The 16,989-nt window shown below is 58.8% G+C and carries 14 protein-coding genes and 1 pseudogene; 3 read left to right on the top strand and 12 right to left on the bottom strand.

All coding sequences use genetic code 11. The features are described from left to right. Positions 1–17 precede the first annotated feature (17 nt). From CKW19_RS23775 to CKW19_RS23725, 11 genes are all read right to left on the bottom strand, one after another. A complete protein-coding gene (locus tag CKW19_RS23775) occupies positions 18–1,241 on the bottom strand; it encodes a multifunctional CCA addition/repair protein (RefSeq protein WP_095060337.1) in 1,224 nt (407 codons plus the stop codon). Positions 1,242–1,304: 63 nt separating this feature from the next. Continuing rightward, on the bottom strand, positions 1,305–2,867 hold the full coding sequence (locus CKW19_RS23770; RefSeq protein ID WP_095060335.1) for a SpoVR family protein: 1,563 nt from the start codon (positions 2,865–2,867) through the stop codon (positions 1,305–1,307). Further along, positions 2,864–4,135: a YeaH/YhbH family protein gene (locus CKW19_RS23765; RefSeq protein WP_007947798.1), complete on the bottom strand. Its 1,272-nt coding sequence runs from the start codon at positions 4,133–4,135 to the stop codon at positions 2,864–2,866. The genes CKW19_RS23770 and CKW19_RS23765 overlap by 4 nt, the downstream gene beginning before the upstream one ends. A 200-nt stretch (positions 4,136–4,335) precedes the next feature. Beyond that, entirely contained in the window at positions 4,336–6,258 is a 1,923-nt protein-coding gene (locus tag CKW19_RS23760) for a PrkA family serine protein kinase (protein WP_053162938.1), read from the bottom strand. Positions 6,259–6,555: 297 nt separating this feature from the next. Continuing rightward, complete coding sequence (glpE, locus tag CKW19_RS23755; RefSeq protein ID WP_095060333.1) at positions 6,556–6,885, bottom strand: thiosulfate sulfurtransferase GlpE; 330 nt, start codon at positions 6,883–6,885, stop codon at positions 6,556–6,558. 33 nt (positions 6,886–6,918) lie between these two features. Then, a complete protein-coding gene (locus tag CKW19_RS23750) occupies positions 6,919–7,800 on the bottom strand; it encodes a symmetrical bis(5'-nucleosyl)-tetraphosphatase (protein WP_095060331.1) in 882 nt (293 codons plus the stop codon). Next, positions 7,800–8,180 carry a Co2+/Mg2+ efflux protein ApaG gene (gene apaG, locus CKW19_RS23745; protein ID WP_095060330.1) on the bottom strand — a complete coding sequence of 127 codons (381 nt, stop codon included), beginning with the start codon at positions 8,178–8,180 and terminating at the stop codon, positions 7,800–7,802. Before apaG ends, CKW19_RS23750 begins: the two co-directional genes overlap by 1 nt. A 115-nt stretch (positions 8,181–8,295) precedes the next feature. Continuing rightward, a complete protein-coding gene (rsmA, locus tag CKW19_RS23740; protein WP_095060327.1) occupies positions 8,296–9,105 on the bottom strand; it encodes a 16S rRNA (adenine(1518)-N(6)/adenine(1519)-N(6))-dimethyltransferase RsmA in 810 nt (269 codons plus the stop codon). Continuing rightward, positions 9,102–10,091 carry a 4-hydroxythreonine-4-phosphate dehydrogenase PdxA gene (gene pdxA, locus CKW19_RS23735; RefSeq protein WP_095060325.1) on the bottom strand — a complete coding sequence of 330 codons (990 nt, stop codon included), beginning with the start codon at positions 10,089–10,091 and terminating at the stop codon, positions 9,102–9,104. The genes rsmA and pdxA overlap by 4 nt, the downstream gene beginning before the upstream one ends. Beyond that, positions 10,088–11,410 carry a peptidylprolyl isomerase SurA gene (gene surA / locus CKW19_RS23730; RefSeq protein ID WP_177408848.1) on the bottom strand — a complete coding sequence of 441 codons (1,323 nt, stop codon included), beginning with the start codon at positions 11,408–11,410 and terminating at the stop codon, positions 10,088–10,090. Before surA ends, pdxA begins: the two co-directional genes overlap by 4 nt. Beyond that, on the bottom strand, positions 11,385–14,183 hold the full coding sequence (locus tag CKW19_RS23725; RefSeq protein WP_095060323.1) for an LPS-assembly protein LptD: 2,799 nt from the start codon (positions 14,181–14,183) through the stop codon (positions 11,385–11,387). Before CKW19_RS23725 ends, surA begins: the two co-directional genes overlap by 26 nt. A 130-nt stretch (positions 14,184–14,313) precedes the next feature. On the opposite strand from CKW19_RS23725, the gene CKW19_RS23720 reads away from it, so the two are divergent. The 3 genes from CKW19_RS23720 to CKW19_RS23710 are packed head-to-tail and all read left to right on the top strand — an operon-like array spanning position 14,314 to position 16,770. After that, positions 14,314–15,333 carry an aminoglycoside phosphotransferase family protein gene (locus CKW19_RS23720; protein WP_095060321.1) on the top strand — a complete coding sequence of 340 codons (1,020 nt, stop codon included), beginning with the start codon at positions 14,314–14,316 and terminating at the stop codon, positions 15,331–15,333. Then, entirely contained in the window at positions 15,330–16,001 is a 672-nt protein-coding gene (gene murU / locus CKW19_RS23715) for an N-acetylmuramate alpha-1-phosphate uridylyltransferase MurU (protein ID WP_095060319.1), read from the top strand. Before CKW19_RS23720 ends, murU begins: the two co-directional genes overlap by 4 nt. A gap of 1 nt (position 16,002) precedes the next feature. Then, the gene (locus CKW19_RS23710; protein ID WP_095060317.1) at positions 16,003–16,770 is read left to right on the top strand and encodes a TerB family tellurite resistance protein; all 768 of its coding nucleotides are present in this window, start codon (positions 16,003–16,005) and stop codon (positions 16,768–16,770) included. Positions 16,771–16,869: 99 nt separating this feature from the next. Here the strand turns inward: CKW19_RS23710 and CKW19_RS29235 are convergent. Then, positions 16,870–16,989: pseudogene (locus CKW19_RS29235) on the bottom strand (IS110 family transposase); the annotation flags it as partial.

Below are 16,989 nucleotides of genomic sequence, written 5' to 3'. Positions count from 1 at the left end.
GCGATCTTTTGATCCGCTTAGGCTTTTTCTTTGTAAGCCTTCAACGCATTGAGCCGCTCGCGCTTGATTGCCTCACCCAGCTCCGGTCCTTTGAAGCCTTTCTCCAGCAGCGGCTGAACCGCGACGCTGCGAGCAGCTGTTGCGGCCCCGCGCAAATAATCCGCCTGTGGATAACTTCTCTCTTCCAGCCCTTTGCGTCCGCGTGCATCCATTTCGCATGCAGCGATGAACTCTTCGAACCGCTGCGGACGACGGTACACGTCGAAGCGTTGCAGTAACTCCAGCAATGTCGACGGCTTGAGCTCTTGGGCGCGATGACCGTGAGTATGATATTCACCCACCAATAGTGCCAATTCCTGGCAATCCCTTGGCGCCTTGAAGCGCTCATTGACCGCTTTGATCAGTTTGAGTCCCTTGAACTCGTGAGCAATGTGCCTGGGCCATTCTTCTTCCGGCGTCAGGCCTTTGCCCAGGTCGTGCAGCAGGCAGGCCCAGCGCACGGTCAGCGGTTGTTGGTGCTTTGCGGCTTGTTCCAGCACGCTCAGGGTGTGTGCGCCGGTATCGATTTCCGGATGGTGAGCTTCCGGTTGCGGTACGCCGAACAGTGCATCGACCTCTGGCATCAAGACGTTCAGTGCGCCGCACGCACGCAGAACTTCGATGAACACCTGAGGCTGTTTTTCCATCAGTGCGCGGGATATTTCTTTCCAGCTCCGCTCTGCCGTCAGCGCCTCCAGTTCGCCTGACTCACTGAGTTGGCGCATGAGGTCCAGCGTTTCGGGGGCAACGGTGAAACCAAGCCCCGCATAACGAGCGGCGAAGCGGGCAACACGCAGAACCCTGAGCGGATCTTCGGCAAACGCGGGGGAAACGTGGCGAAGAATACGTGCTTCAAGATCGCGTTGACCGTGATAAGGGTCGGTCAGGTTCTGCTGATCGTCCTCGGCCATGGCATTGATGGTCAGGTCGCGGCGAATCAGGTCTTCTTCGAGGGTGACTTCAGGGCTGGCGTGGAACGTGAACCCGCCGTAACCGCGTCCGCTTTTGCGTTCGGTCCGGGCGAGGGCGTATTCCTCACCGGTTTTGGGATGAAGAAACACTGGGAAATCCGCTCCCACCGGGCGAAAGCCCTTGGCGAGCATCTCTTCGGTAGTGGCACCGACCACGACCCGGTCAATGTCAGTGACCGGTATGCCCAGCAGGCGATCGCGTACTGCACCGCCGACTTTATAGATCCGCATAAAAAACCTCCGTTAGCTCGACAGGATAACCGTTGCGTCGAGCTTTCGGAGGCTGGTACAGGATCAAAGATGAATGACAGCCAGATCCAGCCGTCCGTAATCGCCTTCGCTGTGCTCGTTCCTGGGGGGGACATGGTGGGTTTTCATCACTTGGTCCCCTTGCAAGGTTTCCAGGTGAATATCGAAACCCCAGAGGCGGTGCAAGTGCTTGAGCACCTCCTCGGTGGACTCTCCCAGCGGTTTGCGGTCGTGTTGTTGATGGCGCAAGGTCAGGGACCGGTCGCCGCGCCGGTCGATGCTGTAAATCTGCACATTGGGTTCGCGATTGCCCAGATTGTACTGCGCCGCGAGGGTTTCGCGGATGATGCGGTAGCCGCCCTCGTCGTGAATGGCGGGCACCAGCAGATCGTCCTTCTGGTCGTCATCGAGAATGCTGAACAGCTTCAGATCGCGGATCACCTTGGGCGACAGGTACTGCAGGATGAAACTCTCGTCCTTGAAGCTGCTCATGGCGAACTTGATGGCTGCCAGCCAGTCGGTACCGGCGATGTCCGGGAACCAGCGGTAATCTTCTTCCGTAGGTTCTTCGCACATGCGACGGATGTCGCGGTACATGGCAAACCCCAAAGCGTAGGGGTTGATGCCGCTGTAGTAAGGGCTGTCGAAACCAGGCTGGAACACCACGCTGGTGTGGGACGTCAGGAACTCCATCATGAAGCCGTCGGTCACCAGGCCTTCGTCGTACAGGTCGTTCATCAGGGTGTAGTGCCAGAACGTGGCCCAGCCCTCGTTCATCACCTGAGTCTGGCGTTGTGGATAAAAATACTGGGCGATCTTGCGCACGATACGCACGATTTCCCGCTGCCACGGCTCCAGCAGTGGCGCGTGTTTTTCGATGAAGTACAGGATGTTTTCCTGAGGTTCGGCGGGGAAGCGAGCGTTGTCCTTGTCGCTGTACTTGTCCGCGCCCTTGGGAATGGTGCGCCACAGGTCGTTGATTTGTTTCTGCAGGTGTTCTTCCCGGTCTTTCTGGCGGCGACGTTCTTCTTCCGCGGAAATCGGATAAGGGCGCTTGTAGCGGTCAACGCCATAGTTCATCAGCGCGTGGCAGGAATCGAGCAAGTCCTCGACCGCATCGATGCCGTGGCGCTCTTCGCATTGCATGATGTACTGCTTGGCGAACACCAGGTAATCAATGATCGAACTGGCGTCGGTCCAGGTGCGGAACAGGTAATTGCCTTTGAAAAAGCTGTTATGCCCGTAGCAGGCATGGGCCACGACCAACGCCTGCATGCAGATGGTGTTTTCTTCCATCAGGTAGGCGATGCAGGGGTCGGAGTTGATCACAATCTCGTAGGCCAGCCCCATCTGGCCGCGGGAGTAGGATTTTTCGGTGCTGAGGAAGTGTTTGCCGTAGGACCAATGGTGATAGCCCAGCGGCATGCCGACGGAGGCGTAGGCGTCCATCATCTGTTCGGCGGTGATGACTTCGATCTGGTTGGGGTAGGTGTCGAGCGCGTAGCCGGCCGCAATACGGCTGATTTCGCGGTCGTAGGCCTGGATCAGCTCGAACGTCCATTCGGAGCCGGTGGAAATGGGTTGGCGCTTCTGCTCTTTGGCGGTCATGTCACTAACCTGCGCTGGAAGAGTTCACGGAAGACCGGATAGATATCCCCGGCCGAGACCAGTTGTTGCTGGGCAAACGTGTCGGAAAAGGCTTCGGCGATGCGCTCGTACTCGAACCACAAGGCTTGATGTTCGCGCGGGGTTATCTCAACGTAAGTGTAGTACTGCACGAACGGCATGATCTGGTTGATCAGGATGTCGCGGCAGATCGGCGAGTCGTCGTTCCAGTTGTCGCCGTCGGAAGCCTGGGCGGCATAGATGTTCCACTCGTTGCTCGGATAGCGCTCGGCCATGATCTCTTGCATCAGTTTCAGGGCGCTGGACACGATGGTGCCACCGGTTTCCCGGGAGTAGAAAAACTCTTCCTCGTCCACTTCGCGAGCGCTGGTGTGGTGACGGATGAACACGACGTCGATCTTGTCGTAATTACGCTTGAGGAACAGGTACAGCAAGATGAAGAAACGCTTGGCGATGTCCTTGGTCGCCTGGGTCATCGAGCCGGATACGTCCATCAGGCAGAACATCACGGCCTTGGAGCTGGGGTTGGGTTGCTTGATGAGCAGGTTGTACTTGAGGTCGAAGGTGTCAAGAAACGGCACGCGATGGATACGTGCACTGAGTTTTTCGATTTCAGCTTCGATTTTCTGAATATCGCCGAAGTTGTCCGGTTCTTCCTGCTTGAGTCGCAGGAGTTCCTCTTTGGCTTCACGCAGTTTGGCGCGGCTGCTGCCGGACAACGCAATCCGTCGGGCATGGGCTGAGCGCAGGGTACGGATGATGTTGATCCGCGACGGATTGCCTTCGTTGCTGATCCCGGCGCGTACGGTTTTGAAGGTGTCGGTGCCGGTCAGGTTGCGTTTGACCAGGTTTGGCAATTCGAGATCCTCGAACATGAACTCGAGAAACTCCTCCTGAGTGATCTGGAAGACAAACTCGTCCATCCCTTCACCCGAGTTACCGGCCTTACCAGGCCCGCGGCCGCCGCCACCTCCCGGTGGGCGGGCGATATGCTCGCCGCTGGTGAACTCTTTGTTCCCCGGATGCACGACCGTCTGTTTGCCCCCGCGACCGTGGTGAAGCACCGGCTCGTCGATGTCGCGGCCGGGAATGCTGATTTGTTCGCCGTGTTCCATATCGGTAATGGAGCGCCGGCTGACCGCCTCTTCGACAGCCTTTTTGATGTGATCACGGTAACGCCGCAGAAACCGCTGACGGTTCACCGTGCTCTTGTTCTTGCCATTGAGACGTCGGTCGATCACATAGCTCATGACTGCTCCTTAGAAGCTGTCCTGAAAGGGGCGAGCGGTGATGCAGCATCGAACCGGGAGCCGAGGGGTCACGCTCCCCCAAGCGCTTTGGATGCTGCCTGAACTCGCTACCGACTTTCGAACACCTTCCAGAGGCCTGTGTAACAGAAAAAGCGCACACAGGTCTCTGGCTGACGACAACCGGTCTGACCGGCAGCGGGTTATTGTGATTTTCTGACCCGCAGGTACCACTCGGACAGCAGTCGTACCTGTTTGTCGGTGTAGCCCCGCTCGACCATTCGTGTGACGAAGTCGTTGTGTTTCTGCTGGTCCTCTTTGCTGGCCTTGGCATTGAAACTGATGACTGGCAGCAGGTCTTCGGTGTTGGAGAACATTTTCTTCTCGATGACCACCCGCAGTTTCTCGTAGCTGAGCCAGGTCGGGTTCTTGCCGTTGTTGTTGGCGCGGGCACGCAGGACGAAGTTGACGATTTCGTTGCGGAAATCCTTCGGATTGCTGATGCCGGCCGGTTTTTCGATTTTCTCCAGTTCTTCGTTCAGGGCCACACGGTTGAGGATTTCGCCGGTTTCCGGGTCGCGGTATTCCTGGTCCTGGATCCAGAAGTCGGCGTACAGCACGTAACGATCGAAGATGTTCTGACCGTACTCGCTGTAGGACTCGAGGTACGCGGTCTGGATCTCCTTGCCGATGAACTCGATGTAGCGCGGTGCCAGGTATTCCTTGAGGAAGCGTAGATAGCGCTCGCGGGTTTCGGCCTGGAACTGTTCCTGCTCAATCTGTTGTTCCAGCACGTAAAGCAAGTGCACTGGGTTGGCGGCAATTTCGTGCGGGTCGAAGTTGAAGACCTTCGACAGGATCTTGAACGCGAAGCGGGTCGAGAGGCCGTTCATGCCTTCGTCGACACCGGCGTTGTCGCGGTATTCCTGGATCGACTTGGCTTTCGGATCGGTGTCCTTGAGGTTCTCGCCGTCGTACACGCGCATCTTCGAGTAGATGTTGGAGTTTTCCGGCTCCTTGAGGCGCGAGAGTACGGTGAACTGGGCCAGCATCTTCAAAGTGTCGGGAGCGCAGTGGGCCTTGGCCAGTGAGCTGTTGAACAGCAGTTTGTCGTAGATCTTCACTTCGTCACTGACCCGCAGGCAGTACGGCACTTTGACGATGTAGATCCGGTCGATGAACGCTTCGTTGTTCTTGTTGTTACGGAAGGTGTGCCACTCCGATTCGTTGGAGTGCGCGAGCAGGATCCCGGTGAACGGAATCGCGCCGAGGCCTTCGGTACTGTTGTAGTTGCCCTCCTGGGTGGCGGTCAGCAGTGGGTGCAGCACCTTGATCGGTGCCTTGAACATTTCGACGAATTCCATCAGGCCCTGGTTGGCCCGGCACAGTGCGCCCGAGTAGCTGTAGGCGTCGGCGTCGTTCTGTGGGAACTCTTCCAGTTTGCGAATATCGACCTTGCCCACCAGCGCCGAGATGTCCTGGTTATTTTCGTCACCCGGTTCGGTTTTGGCCACGGCGATCTGGTTGAGGATCGACGGGTAAAGCTTCACTACGCGGAACTGACTGATGTCGCCGCCGAATTCAGCCAGGCGCTTGGTCGCCCATGGGGACATGATGGTGTTGAGGTAGCGCCGTGGAATGCCGAAATCTTCCTCGAGGATCGCCCCATCTTCAGTGGAGTTGAACAGACCCAGAGGTGATTCGAACACTGGCGAGCCCTTGATCGCATAGAAGGGCACTTTTTCAATCAGTTGCTTGAGCTTCTCGGCAAGGGAGGATTTACCGCCACCGACAGGGCCGAGCAGGTAAAGAATCTGTTTCTTCTCTTCCAGGCCCTGAGCGGCATGGCGGAAGTACGACACGATCTGGTCGATGCATTCTTCCATCCCATGGAAGTCTTCAAAGGCCGGATAGCGGCGAATGACCTTGTTGGAGAAAATTCGCGACAGTCTCGAGTTGGTCGAGGTGTCGAGCAGTTCCGGTTCACCGATGGCCAACAGCAGACGCTCGGCGGCGGAAACGTAGGCGCTGCGGTCTTTTTTGCACAGTTCCAGATACTCTTGCAGAGAGAGTTCTTCCTGGCGTGTGGACTCGAAGCGTTGTTGGAAGTGGCTAAAGATACTCATGACGTCACCTCGCTCGATACGTGGAGCCGACGCCGGATCATTCAGTCGATGCTGGCAGCAACCGAACAGGCGATCGCTGTTTACCCCCCAGAACTCTCCCGGAGCTGACTGCCCCGAAAGCTACTCCCGATGACCCGCGCGCCGGTGTACCGGCTCTCCCCTGTTTTGGATGGCCTGCGCTTAAGGATAGTTGGGAATTCGGGAGGTAAAGGCGAGATACGTAATTAGTTGTGGCAGACCGTTCGTCTGCCACCGCGCTAGCCCGCGGCTGCCGGGGGCTTGCGTGTTACAAAAAAATTATTCGGAAGTGCCTTGCGACGTTTCCGCAGGATAAGTCGTACGCCACAGCTCAAAACCGCCATCCATGCTGTAGACATCCGAGAAGCCCTGGCTGATCAGATAGGCCGCAGCGCCCTGGCTGGAGTTGCCGTGGTAGCAGACCACCACGGTCGGCGCGTCGAGGTCGGCACCCTGGATGAAGGCGTGCAAGGAGTGGTTGTCCAGATGCTTCGAACCGGCAATGTGCAGGGAGGCAAAAGTCGCGGGGTCACGGACGTCGACCACCACTGCGCCTTGCTCGCGCAGGGCCTGGGCCTGTTCCGGGGGGATACGTTTGAATTCGCTCATGGCGGGCTCCTGTGGCTCGGCTGAATGGGCAGTCTAGCGCGGGGCGCTGGCTGGCGATGTTTCGGGAATGGGGGAGGCGACTGGCGGTGCAGGGTGCCCGTGCTCGTCGCACTTGCAGGACACGCGCTGGCCACTGTCGACGTTCATCAGGGTCAAGGCGCCGCCCCAGACGCAACCGGTATCGAGCGCCAGGATGCACGGCTCATCGATCTTGCCTTCCAGCGCCGCCCAATGACCGAAGATGATCTTCAGGTCCCTGGTCTTGCGTTCTTTGTGCTGGAACCAGGGTTTGTAACCTGGCGGAGCGGTGTCCAGGCCTTCCTTGCTCTTGAGGTCGAGCTTGCCTTCAGCGGTGCAAAAACGCATGCGAGTAAAGTAGTTGGTGATCACTCGCAGGCGTGTCACGCCTTTGAGGTCGTTTTCCCACTTCGCCGGATCGTTGCCGTACATGCCATCGAGATAGGGCGGCAGCAGGTTGTCGTCTCGCAGCGCAGTCTCGACTTCCGCGGCGTACTTCAAGGCTTTGCGCAGCGACCACTGGGGCGGGATGCCGGCATGGACCAAGGCGACTTTGCGCTGTTCGTCGTAGTGCATGAGCTTCTGCTGGCGCAACCATTCAAGCAATTCGGCGCAATCGGGCGCTTCGATGATTTCGCGCAGGGTATCGGACTTCTTCAGGCGCTCAATGTTGCGTCCGGCCGCCAGCAGATGCAGGTCGTGGTTGCCGAGTACGCACACCAGTGATTCACGGATGCCGTAGAGAAAACGCAAGGTTTCCAGCGACTGGGGGCCGCGATTGACCAGGTCGCCCACCAGCCACAGGCGATCCTTTGCAGGATCGAATGCGACTTGCTTGAGCAGGCATTGCAACGCTTCAAGGCAGCCTTGCAGATCGCCGACCGCGTACGTTGCCATCAGTGCAACGACCCCGGCACGGCCAGGCGGAACGGGGCAATGATGGCATCGAATTGCTTACCATCGTCGGCAACCATCTGATACGAACCTTGCATGGTGCCAACCTTGGTGGTCATGACCGTGCCGCTGCTGTAGGTGTGGCTCTTGCCTGCCTCGATCAAAGGTTGCTGACCGACCACGCCGGCACCGCGAACCTCTTCGACGTGCCCGTCACCATCGGTGATCACCCAATGCCGAGACAGCAGCTTGGCGGGCACCAGGCCGTTGTTTTGCACGGTAATGGTGTAGGCGAAGGCAAAACGTTCATGTTCAGGTTGCGATTGTTCTGCCAGATAGCGGGTGACGACGCTGACGTCGACCTGATAACGAGGATCGGACATGCAAGAGGCCTTAAAAACGAAGCGGGACGCGGGGCATAACTGATTGAGTTCAGTCTAGGCCAAGTATCGGGTAGTAAACCAGAGTGGCGTCCTACCCGATAGCGCTCATCGCCTGTCAGTCGGTGGAGGGCTTTTGTTCGCTGAGCTTGTCAGCCAGGCGCACGAACGCGGCCAGGTCGAGTTGCTCGGGGCGCAAGCTACCGTCGACACCGGCCGCTTCGATTTCGTCGTTGCTCAGCAGCAGCTTGAGCGTGTTGCGCAGGGTTTTACGACGCTGGTTGAAGGCTTCGCGAACGACGCGCTCCAGCAGCCGGTGGTCCTTTGCCGGGTGCGGCAACACGGCGTGAGGCACCAGACGCACGATGGCCGAATCGACTTTCGGTGGCGGATTGAACGCACCCGGACCAACGTTGAACAGGTGTTCGACCCGGCAGTGATACTGAACCATGATCGACAAACGACCCCAATCGCCACCGCCAGGCCCCGCGGCCAGGCGCTCGACCACTTCCTTTTGCAGCATGAAGTGCATGTCGCGAATCAGGTGCGAGTTGTGCAGCAGGTGGAAAATCAGCGGCGTGGAGATGTTGTACGGCAGGTTGCCGACCACACGCAGGCTGCCAGGCGCAGCATTCAGGCTGTTGAAGTCAAACTTCAGCGCGTCGCCCTGATGCAGGTTGAAGTTACTCTTGCTGGCGAACTGCTGGTTGAGGATCGGGATCAGGTCCTTGTCCAGTTCAACCACGTCGAGTTGTGCGCCGCTGCTGAGCAAACCTTGGGTGAGCGCACCCTGGCCCGGGCCGATTTCCAGCAGTCGGTCCTCGGTCTTGGCGTGGATGGAGCGCAGGATGCGGTCGATAACGCCGGCATCGTGCAGGAAGTTCTGGCCAAAACGCTTGCGCGCCTTGTGTTGGTAATGCTCGGTCATAAACGGGTCTCGGCCATCTGGTAGGCGGTTTCCAGGGCGACTTGCAGGCTGCCGGTATCGATCTTGCCGCTGCCGGCCAGATCCAGGGCGGTGCCGTGGTCGACCGATGTGCGGATGATCGGCAAGCCGAGGGTCACGTTGACTGCCGCGCCGAAGCCTTTGTATTTCAGCACAGGCAAGCCCTGGTCGTGGTACATCGCCAGCACTGCGTCGCAGTGCTCCAGATACTTGGGGGTAAACAGAGTGTCGGCGGGCAGGGGACCGCGCAGGTCCATGCCTTCGCCGCGCAGGCGCTCTAATGTGGGTTCAATGATATCGATTTCTTCATGGCCCAGGTGTCCGCCTTCACCGGCATGGGGGTTGAGCCCACACACCAGGATGCGTGGCTGGGCGATGCCGAATTTGTTTTGCAGATCGGCGTGCAGGATTCGCGTCACACGCTCCAGCCGCTCCGGGGTGATTGCATCGGCAATCTCGCGAAGGGGCAGGTGAGTCGTCACCAATGCCACTCGCAATCCGCGAGTAGCCAGCATCATCACCACTTGTTCGGTGTGGGTCAGGTCTGCGAGGAATTCCGTGTGCCCGGAAAAGGCGATGCCGGATTCGTTGATCACGCCTTTGTGCACCGGGGCAGTAATCATCCCGGCGAAATGCCCGTCCAGGCAGCCTTGGCCGGCGCGGGTCAGGGTTTCCAGAACGAATGCGGCGTTGGCCTTGTCCAGCTGCCCCGCGACAACCCTGGCGTTGAGGGGCGTATCCCAGACATACAGGCTATTGGCGGGTGCGGGGGCGTCCGGCCAATGGTCCGGCGTGACTGGCAGCACTTCGACAGCCACGCCCAGTTGCGCGGCCCGCTCAAGGAGCAGGTCGCGGCTGGTAATGGCAATCAGGGGGTGTGGCTGGGCTTGCGAGGCGAGCAGCAGGCACAGGTCGGGACCTATGCCGGCTGGTTCGCCGGGTGTCAGCGCGAAACGTTGGGGTTTCACTGCGCTGCCTGGTCGGCGCCAGGGAGTTTGATTTCTACGTACGCTTCGTCACGGATCTGACGCAGCCAGGTTTGCAGTTCTTCGTCGTATTTGCGGTTACGCAGTACGGTCATTGCTTGCTGCTCACGAGCCTGGGTGGTGCTGTCGGTGGCGCGGCGACCAAGAACTTCGAGTACGTGCCAGCCATATTGCGTCTGGAATGGCTTGGACAGCTGACCTTGGGGGGTCTTGGCCATCACTTCTCGGAACTCCGGAACCAGAGCGTTCGGGTCGATCCAGTTCAGGTCGCCGCCGTTGAGGGCAGAACCCGGATCTTCCGAGTAGCTTTTGGCCAGATCGCCAAAGTTTTCGCCGGCTTCGATACGCGTGTAAATCGACTCAGCCAGTGCCTTGGTCTTTGCTTCGTCGCGGATCGGACTCGGTTTGACCAGAATATGACGCACATGCACTTCATCGCGCATCTGGGTCTCGCCGCCACGCTTGCCGAGGAGCTTGAGGATGATGAAGCCACCTGGCGTCCGCGCCGGTTGAGTGATGTCACCCACCGTCATTCTGCTCAGTTCGCGGTCGAACGGAGGCGGCAGTTGAGCGGCTTTGCGCCAGCCCATATCGCCACCTTCCAGTGCGTTTTCGCTGGCGGATCTGGCAACGGCCATTTGACCGAAGTCAGCGCCTTGCTTGAGTTGCTGGTAGACGTCCATTGCCTGGCGCGCGGCATTCTGAATGGCTTCAGAGTTGGCGCTTTCAGGGGTTGGAATCAGGATGTTGGCCAAGTGCAGTTCTTCGGACAGCTGCATCTTGCCAAGGTCGGATGCCAGGAAGTTCTTCACTTCCTGCTCGGACACCTGAATGCGTTCGGCAACCCGGCGCTGGCGCACGCGGCTGATGACCATTTCGCGACGAATCTGCTCACGGGCGTCGTCATAAGACAGACCGTCGTGGGACAGGGCGGCGCGGAATTGCTCGAGCGACATGTTATTGCGCTGGGCGATGCTGCCGACCGCCTGATTCAGTTCTTCATCGGTGATGCGGATGCCGGAGCGTTCGCCGATCTGCAGCTGCAGGTTTTCGACGATCAAGCGCTCAAGTACCTGCTGTTCCAACACACCGGCTGGTGGTGCGGCAGAGCCACGCTTGGCAATGGTTTGCTGAACTTCATGGACGCGGTGGTCCAGTTGGCTCTGCATGACCACGTCGTTGTCGACAATGGCCACCACTTTGTCGATGGACTGCACGGCGGCGCTCGCCGCCGTGCTCAGGAACAGCGCGCCCAGCATCAGCGGGCGCAGACAATCAGAAAGCTTGGTCTTCACGTTCACGATAACCTTGAATGCCTTTGTCAAGGAAGGTCTCTACCTTGGCGCCAGTGAGGCCGCCGAGTCCCTTCAGAACAATTTGGAGGAAGATGCCATGGTCGCCTTTTTCGTTTTCCGGTGCTTCCTGACTGAATTCGTCATAAGAAACCCAGTAACGGTTGATCAGGCGCAATTTCCAGCAGCAGCTGTCGTACTCGAAGCCACCGAAGGCTTCCAGGGTACGGTTACGGTTGTAGTCATACTGCCAACGGCTGATGGCGTTCCATTGCGGCACGATCGGCCAGATCACCGAGAAGTCGTGCTGTTGAATCTTGTAGTAGTCCTTCACGTAACCAGGCTGGCCAGGGGTGCCATAGTCACCACCACCCACAGTCCATTTACCGGTGTTCTGGTCGTAACGGACCTGGTCATTACGATAGCGATAGCCGGCGTTGATGACCTTGTTCGGGTTGTCTTCAGGCTGGTAGTGGAACATTGCGCTGCCCGAACGCGGGCTGCGGGTGTCCGGGTCCCAGTTGTAGTCGGCGGTAGTGCGCCAGTCGCGGTTGTAGCGGTATTCGTATTCCAGTGCGTAGGGTGACACGTCGGAATGCGCGTCTTCGCGGGTCTTGGCATCGATACCCGGCAGCTGGACTTCACGATCCTTGAAGTACAAGGCCTGGCCGACGCTGACGCGTTGACGCTCAAAGCCGTTGTCTTCGATCCAGCGGCTGGTCACACCCAGCGACAGCTTGTTCTCGTCACCAACACGGTCGGTGCCGGAGAAGCGGTTGTCGCGGAACAACGACGAATAGCTGAAGGTGTTTTCACTGGTATCGAATACCGGAATGTCTTCCTGATCCACTTCTGGAACGTAGAGGTAGAACAGACGCGGTTCGAGGGTCTGGCGATAGTCCTTGCCGAACCATTGGGTATTGCGATCGAAGTACAGGCCGCTGTCGACGCTGGCAATCGGCACACCACGGTTCTGGTTGCTGTCGAAGGTGCCGTTGAGCTTGTCCTGTTCTGCGTTTTGCGCAGCGACCTGGGCTTTGCCGATGCTGTCCAGATCCAGTTGGTACTGGGTGTACTGGTACTTCAGCGTCGGTTTGATGAACCCGTACGTCCAGTCCAGCGGCAGGCTAACGGCTGGGGCAAGGTTCAGACGGTCGCCAGTGGCACGTGCCAGGCCTTGAATATTGTTATCAAGCCGTGGCTCCACATTGCCGTCTTCATCGGAATAGGTACCGTTCTGCAGATCCCGGTCAAACCGAACGAGTTCGGTGTTGTAGGAGAAGTTCAGACCGTTCGGATGATAGGGCAGGGCACCGTCAAAGGTGATCTGCGGCAAGCGGTCATACGGCGTGATGTTCGATACGGTCGCCAGCTGATAAGCCTGGGCATTCACGCGAGCGGTGTAGCTGTCGCCACGATAGGTGACGGCGCCTTGCTGGTTCACGAAATCGGCACTTTTCACGCCAATCTGGTCAGACTGCAGATCCTGGAAGTAATACGGATCGCTGATCTTGGTGTAGTCGACTTGCGTGAATACACGCGAGTCCAGGCCACCCTTGTGCTGCCAGTTGTACATGTAACGAGTCTTGTCGTAGTCGCTTTGCTCCTCGCGATCGTTGCTCTCGTCATTGAGGTAGGCGGCACCGAACTGACCTTCGCTGGATTGGGTCAGGTAGCGAGCTTCGCCTTCCATCAACAAACCATGCTTGGACATGTAGCGCGGGTACAACGTGGCGTCGTAGTTCGGCGCCAGGTTGAAGTAGTACGGGGTGACCAGCAGGAAGCCGGTATCGCTGCCGGTGCCGATGGTCGGCGGCAGGAAGCCGGACTGGCGACGGTCGTCGATCGGGAAATAGATGTAAGGCGTGTACAGGACCGGAATGTCCTTGACCCGCAGTGTCACGTTGGTCGCGGTACCAAAACCGGTGGCCGGGTTCAAGGTGACATTATTGCCCTTGAGCTGCCAGGCGTTGCTGTTCGGTTCGCACGTGGTGTACGTACCGTCCTTGAGGCGGATGATCGCGTTTTCGGAACGTTTGGCGTACAGCGCATTACCGCGGATGCGCGATTTGTGCATCACGTATTCGGCGTTGTCGACCTTGGCTTCACCGGTGTCGAGCTGCACGTCGGCGTGATCGCCCACGATCAGCGCGCCGTTGTCGCGAATGCGCACGTTGCCGTTCAGCTCGCCACGGCTCTCGGCCTGGTACAGGTTCGCTTCGTCGGCTTCGACCTGCATGCTGCCCTGACGCATGACCACGTCACCGGCCAGGGTCGCGATCTGCTCGTCCTGCTTATAGCGGGAGGCTTTGGCGCCGATAAAGGTAGGCGCGTCACTTTTATTCGTCTTGTCATTCATGCCAGGACGAATCGGTTCGATATAGGAACCAGCGCAATAAGGACCGGTTTCGGCCAACTGTGCTGCGGTGAGCTGCTCGCGGGGAACCCAGTCGAGGTGACTGTAGTCTTCACTGCGCGACTTCAGGCCACGGCCCTTGGACTCGGTAACCAGTGCAGCCTTGGCGCCGGCATTTTCGCTGGAGCCGCTCTCGGCCGGGGCTTCACCGGTCGCGGAGACTGCGCTGTCGTCATGCACGGGACGCGGAGGCAATGCAGCTGCCGGTGATTTTGGCGCACAGTTCCAGGCACCCGAAGCAGAGACTGAGCAGTCATACTGTTCCGCAGCGACCACGAAGGAAGTGGCGAGGGGTTGCAGGACCAGCAGACTGCCGGTGACCAACAACGGAAATTTTTTACGAAACGCGGGGGATTTCAATGCCATCTTATTAGTCCGGGCTTCCTGCGTGCCATCTGCCCGCGGTGTGGGCCGCACGCCTCTCGATGGTCTGAAAAAGATGCTGGATAATAAAGCATGACCCGCTTGACGGCTAGCGCCGTCGGAGACCCTTGCAATGCCTGACCAAGATGTACGTTTGCAACACCTGAAAGTTTGGCTCGAAGAGCAATTGGCAACTCTGTTTGCTGAACAGGGCTGGGGGGGCGTACCCCCGGCCACGTTGACCGCGGCCAGCAGTGACGCGAGTTTTCGGCGGTATTTCCGCTGGGAAGGCGGTGACAGAAGTTTCATCGTCATGGACGCGCCACCGCCCCAGGAAAACTGCAAACCCTTCGTGGATATCGCTTTTTTACTGGCGAAATCCAGAATAAATGTGCCGAAAATTTATGCCGAAGACCTCGATCGCGGCTTTCTTTTGCTCAACGACCTGGGCAACAAGACGTATCTGGACGTGATCGACAGCGAAAACGCCGACGATTTGTTCAGCGATGCCCTGCAAGCACTGTTGGCTTTTCAGCAGTTGCCAATGGTTGCGCCACTGCCGAGCTATGACGTGGCCCTGTTGCGCCGCGAACTGGAGCTGTTCCCTGAGTGGTACGTAAAGCGCGAACTGGGCGTCGAATTCGATTCGGCGCAGCAAACGCTTTGGCAGCAGGTCAGCGATCTGCTGATCGACAGTGCCCTGGCCCAACCGAAAGTCCTGGTGCATCGCGACTATATGCCGCGCAACCTGATGCTCAGCGAACCTAATCCCGGGGTGCTGGATTTTCAGGATGCGGTCTATGGCCCGGTGACTTATGACGTGACCTGCCTGTTCAAGGATGCCTTCCTCAGTTGGCCCGAAGAACGTGTGCGGGGCTGGTTGGAAAACTACTGGCAGCAGGCGGGCGCGTTGGGCATTCCTGTTCAACCTGATCTGGAGGACTTCCTGCGTGCGAGTGACTTGATGGGGGTCCAACGTCACCTGAAAGTCATCGGTATTTTTGCCCGTATCTGTCATCGCGACGGCAAACCGCGCTATTTGGGTGATGTGCCGCGCTTCTTCGCTTACATAGAAGCGGTAGTTGCCCGCCGTCCTGAACTGTCAGGCCTGGCCGAGTTGTTGGGCGGCCTGCGAGCTGGAGCCAGCGCATGAAGGCAATGATTCTGGCCGCGGGCAAAGGCGAGCGCATGCGCCCGCTGACCCTGACGACGCCTAAACCTCTGGTGCGCGCAGGCGGCGTGCCACTGATCGAGTATCACCTGCGTGCGCTGGCCGCCGCGGGTTTCACCGACATCGTCATCAACCATGCGTGGCTCGGCCAGCAGATTGAAGATTATCTGGGGGATGGCTCGCGGTATGGCGTCAGCATTCAATATTCTGCAGAAGGGGAGCCGCTGGAAACCGGCGGTGGAATCTTCCGCGCCTTGCCGTTGCTGGGTGACGAAGCGTTTCTGGTGGTCAACGGGGACATCTGGACCGATTACGACTTCAGCGTGCTGCACCCATCCATCACCGGGCTGGCGCATCTGGTGCTGGCCGACAATCCGGCTCATCACCCGACAGGGGATTTCAGCCTGATCGGCGACCAGGTACGCGACGGTCAGCCGGACACCGCGACGCTGACGTACAGCGGGATCGCCGTATTGCATCCGCAGTTGTTCGACGGTTGCTCGGCAGGCGCTTTCAAACTCGCACCGCTGTTGCGAAAAGCCATGGCGGACGGGCAAGTGAGCGGCGAGCATCTCAAAGGACACTGGGTCGATGTTGGCACTCACGAGCGTCTGGCTGAAGCTGAAACATTGATAGAAGCGAGCCGCTGACATGCTGTGGCCAGGGACTCTGATTGGAGCCGGAGCGGGCTTTGCCATAGCCAGCATTCCGGGGGCCATGCTCGGCGCATTGTTGGGTCAGGCGCTGGATCGGCGCTTGCACCTGCAGAGTTGGGGGCATTTGCGGGAAAAACTGGGCGGCCGTTCGATGCTGCGCAACGATGAACTGCTGTTCGTGCTGCTTGGGCGTCTGGCCAAATGCGACGGCCAGGTATTGGCAGGACACATCGAGCAGGCCCGAGCGGAGATGCGCTCGCTGGAGATGTCCGAACCCGCCCGACGCCGGGCGATTGCTGCATTCAATCGTGGCAAGTCGGGCAGTGACCGGTTGTGCGGTTACCTGCGCCGCTTGAGCGCACAACCCCATGCCGCCGAAGGTGTGCTGCGGGCTTGTTGGCGGATGGTGTGGGCCGACGGTCGTGCCGGTCGCCATGAGCGCGAACTGATCAACCAATGGGGCAAGTGGCTGGGTTGGACGTCGCATCAGGTACAGGCGTTGGCCCACGACTATGAGCCGCAAAAGCGGCCGTTGGCCAACCAGGCGCCGACCTATCAAGATGCGTTGCGGCTATTGGGCGTGTCGGCAACCAGCGAGCCGGCGCAGATCAAGCGTGCGTACCGGCGCCTGCTCAGTCGCCATCACCCGGACAAGATCGCCGGCAGCGGGGCGACGGCATCGCAGGTTCGTGAAGCGACCGAGCGTACGCGTGAGCTGCACAGCGCCTACACGTTGATTCGTGAGCGGCGGGGTTTTCGATGATCGGTGTTATGCAGTCATGCTGTCATCGCGAGCAGGCTCGCTCCCACAGGATTTGAGTCGTACGCGATTTTAGAATCGACATAAACCCTGTGGGAGATTCTATGTTTGGGGGGAACCCCCAAACATAGAAATAGGCTTGTATTCACTTTGGTTTTTCATCAAGGCAAACAGTACCCGAGCCAGTTTTCTGGCAAGTATCACCAGCGCCTCGGTCCCTTT

The organism is Pseudomonas sp. Irchel s3f7 (genome assembly GCF_900187615.1).
Lineage (GTDB): Bacteria > Pseudomonadota > Gammaproteobacteria > Pseudomonadales > Pseudomonadaceae > Aquipseudomonas.
This window is presented reverse-complemented; position numbering and strand designations above follow the sequence as displayed.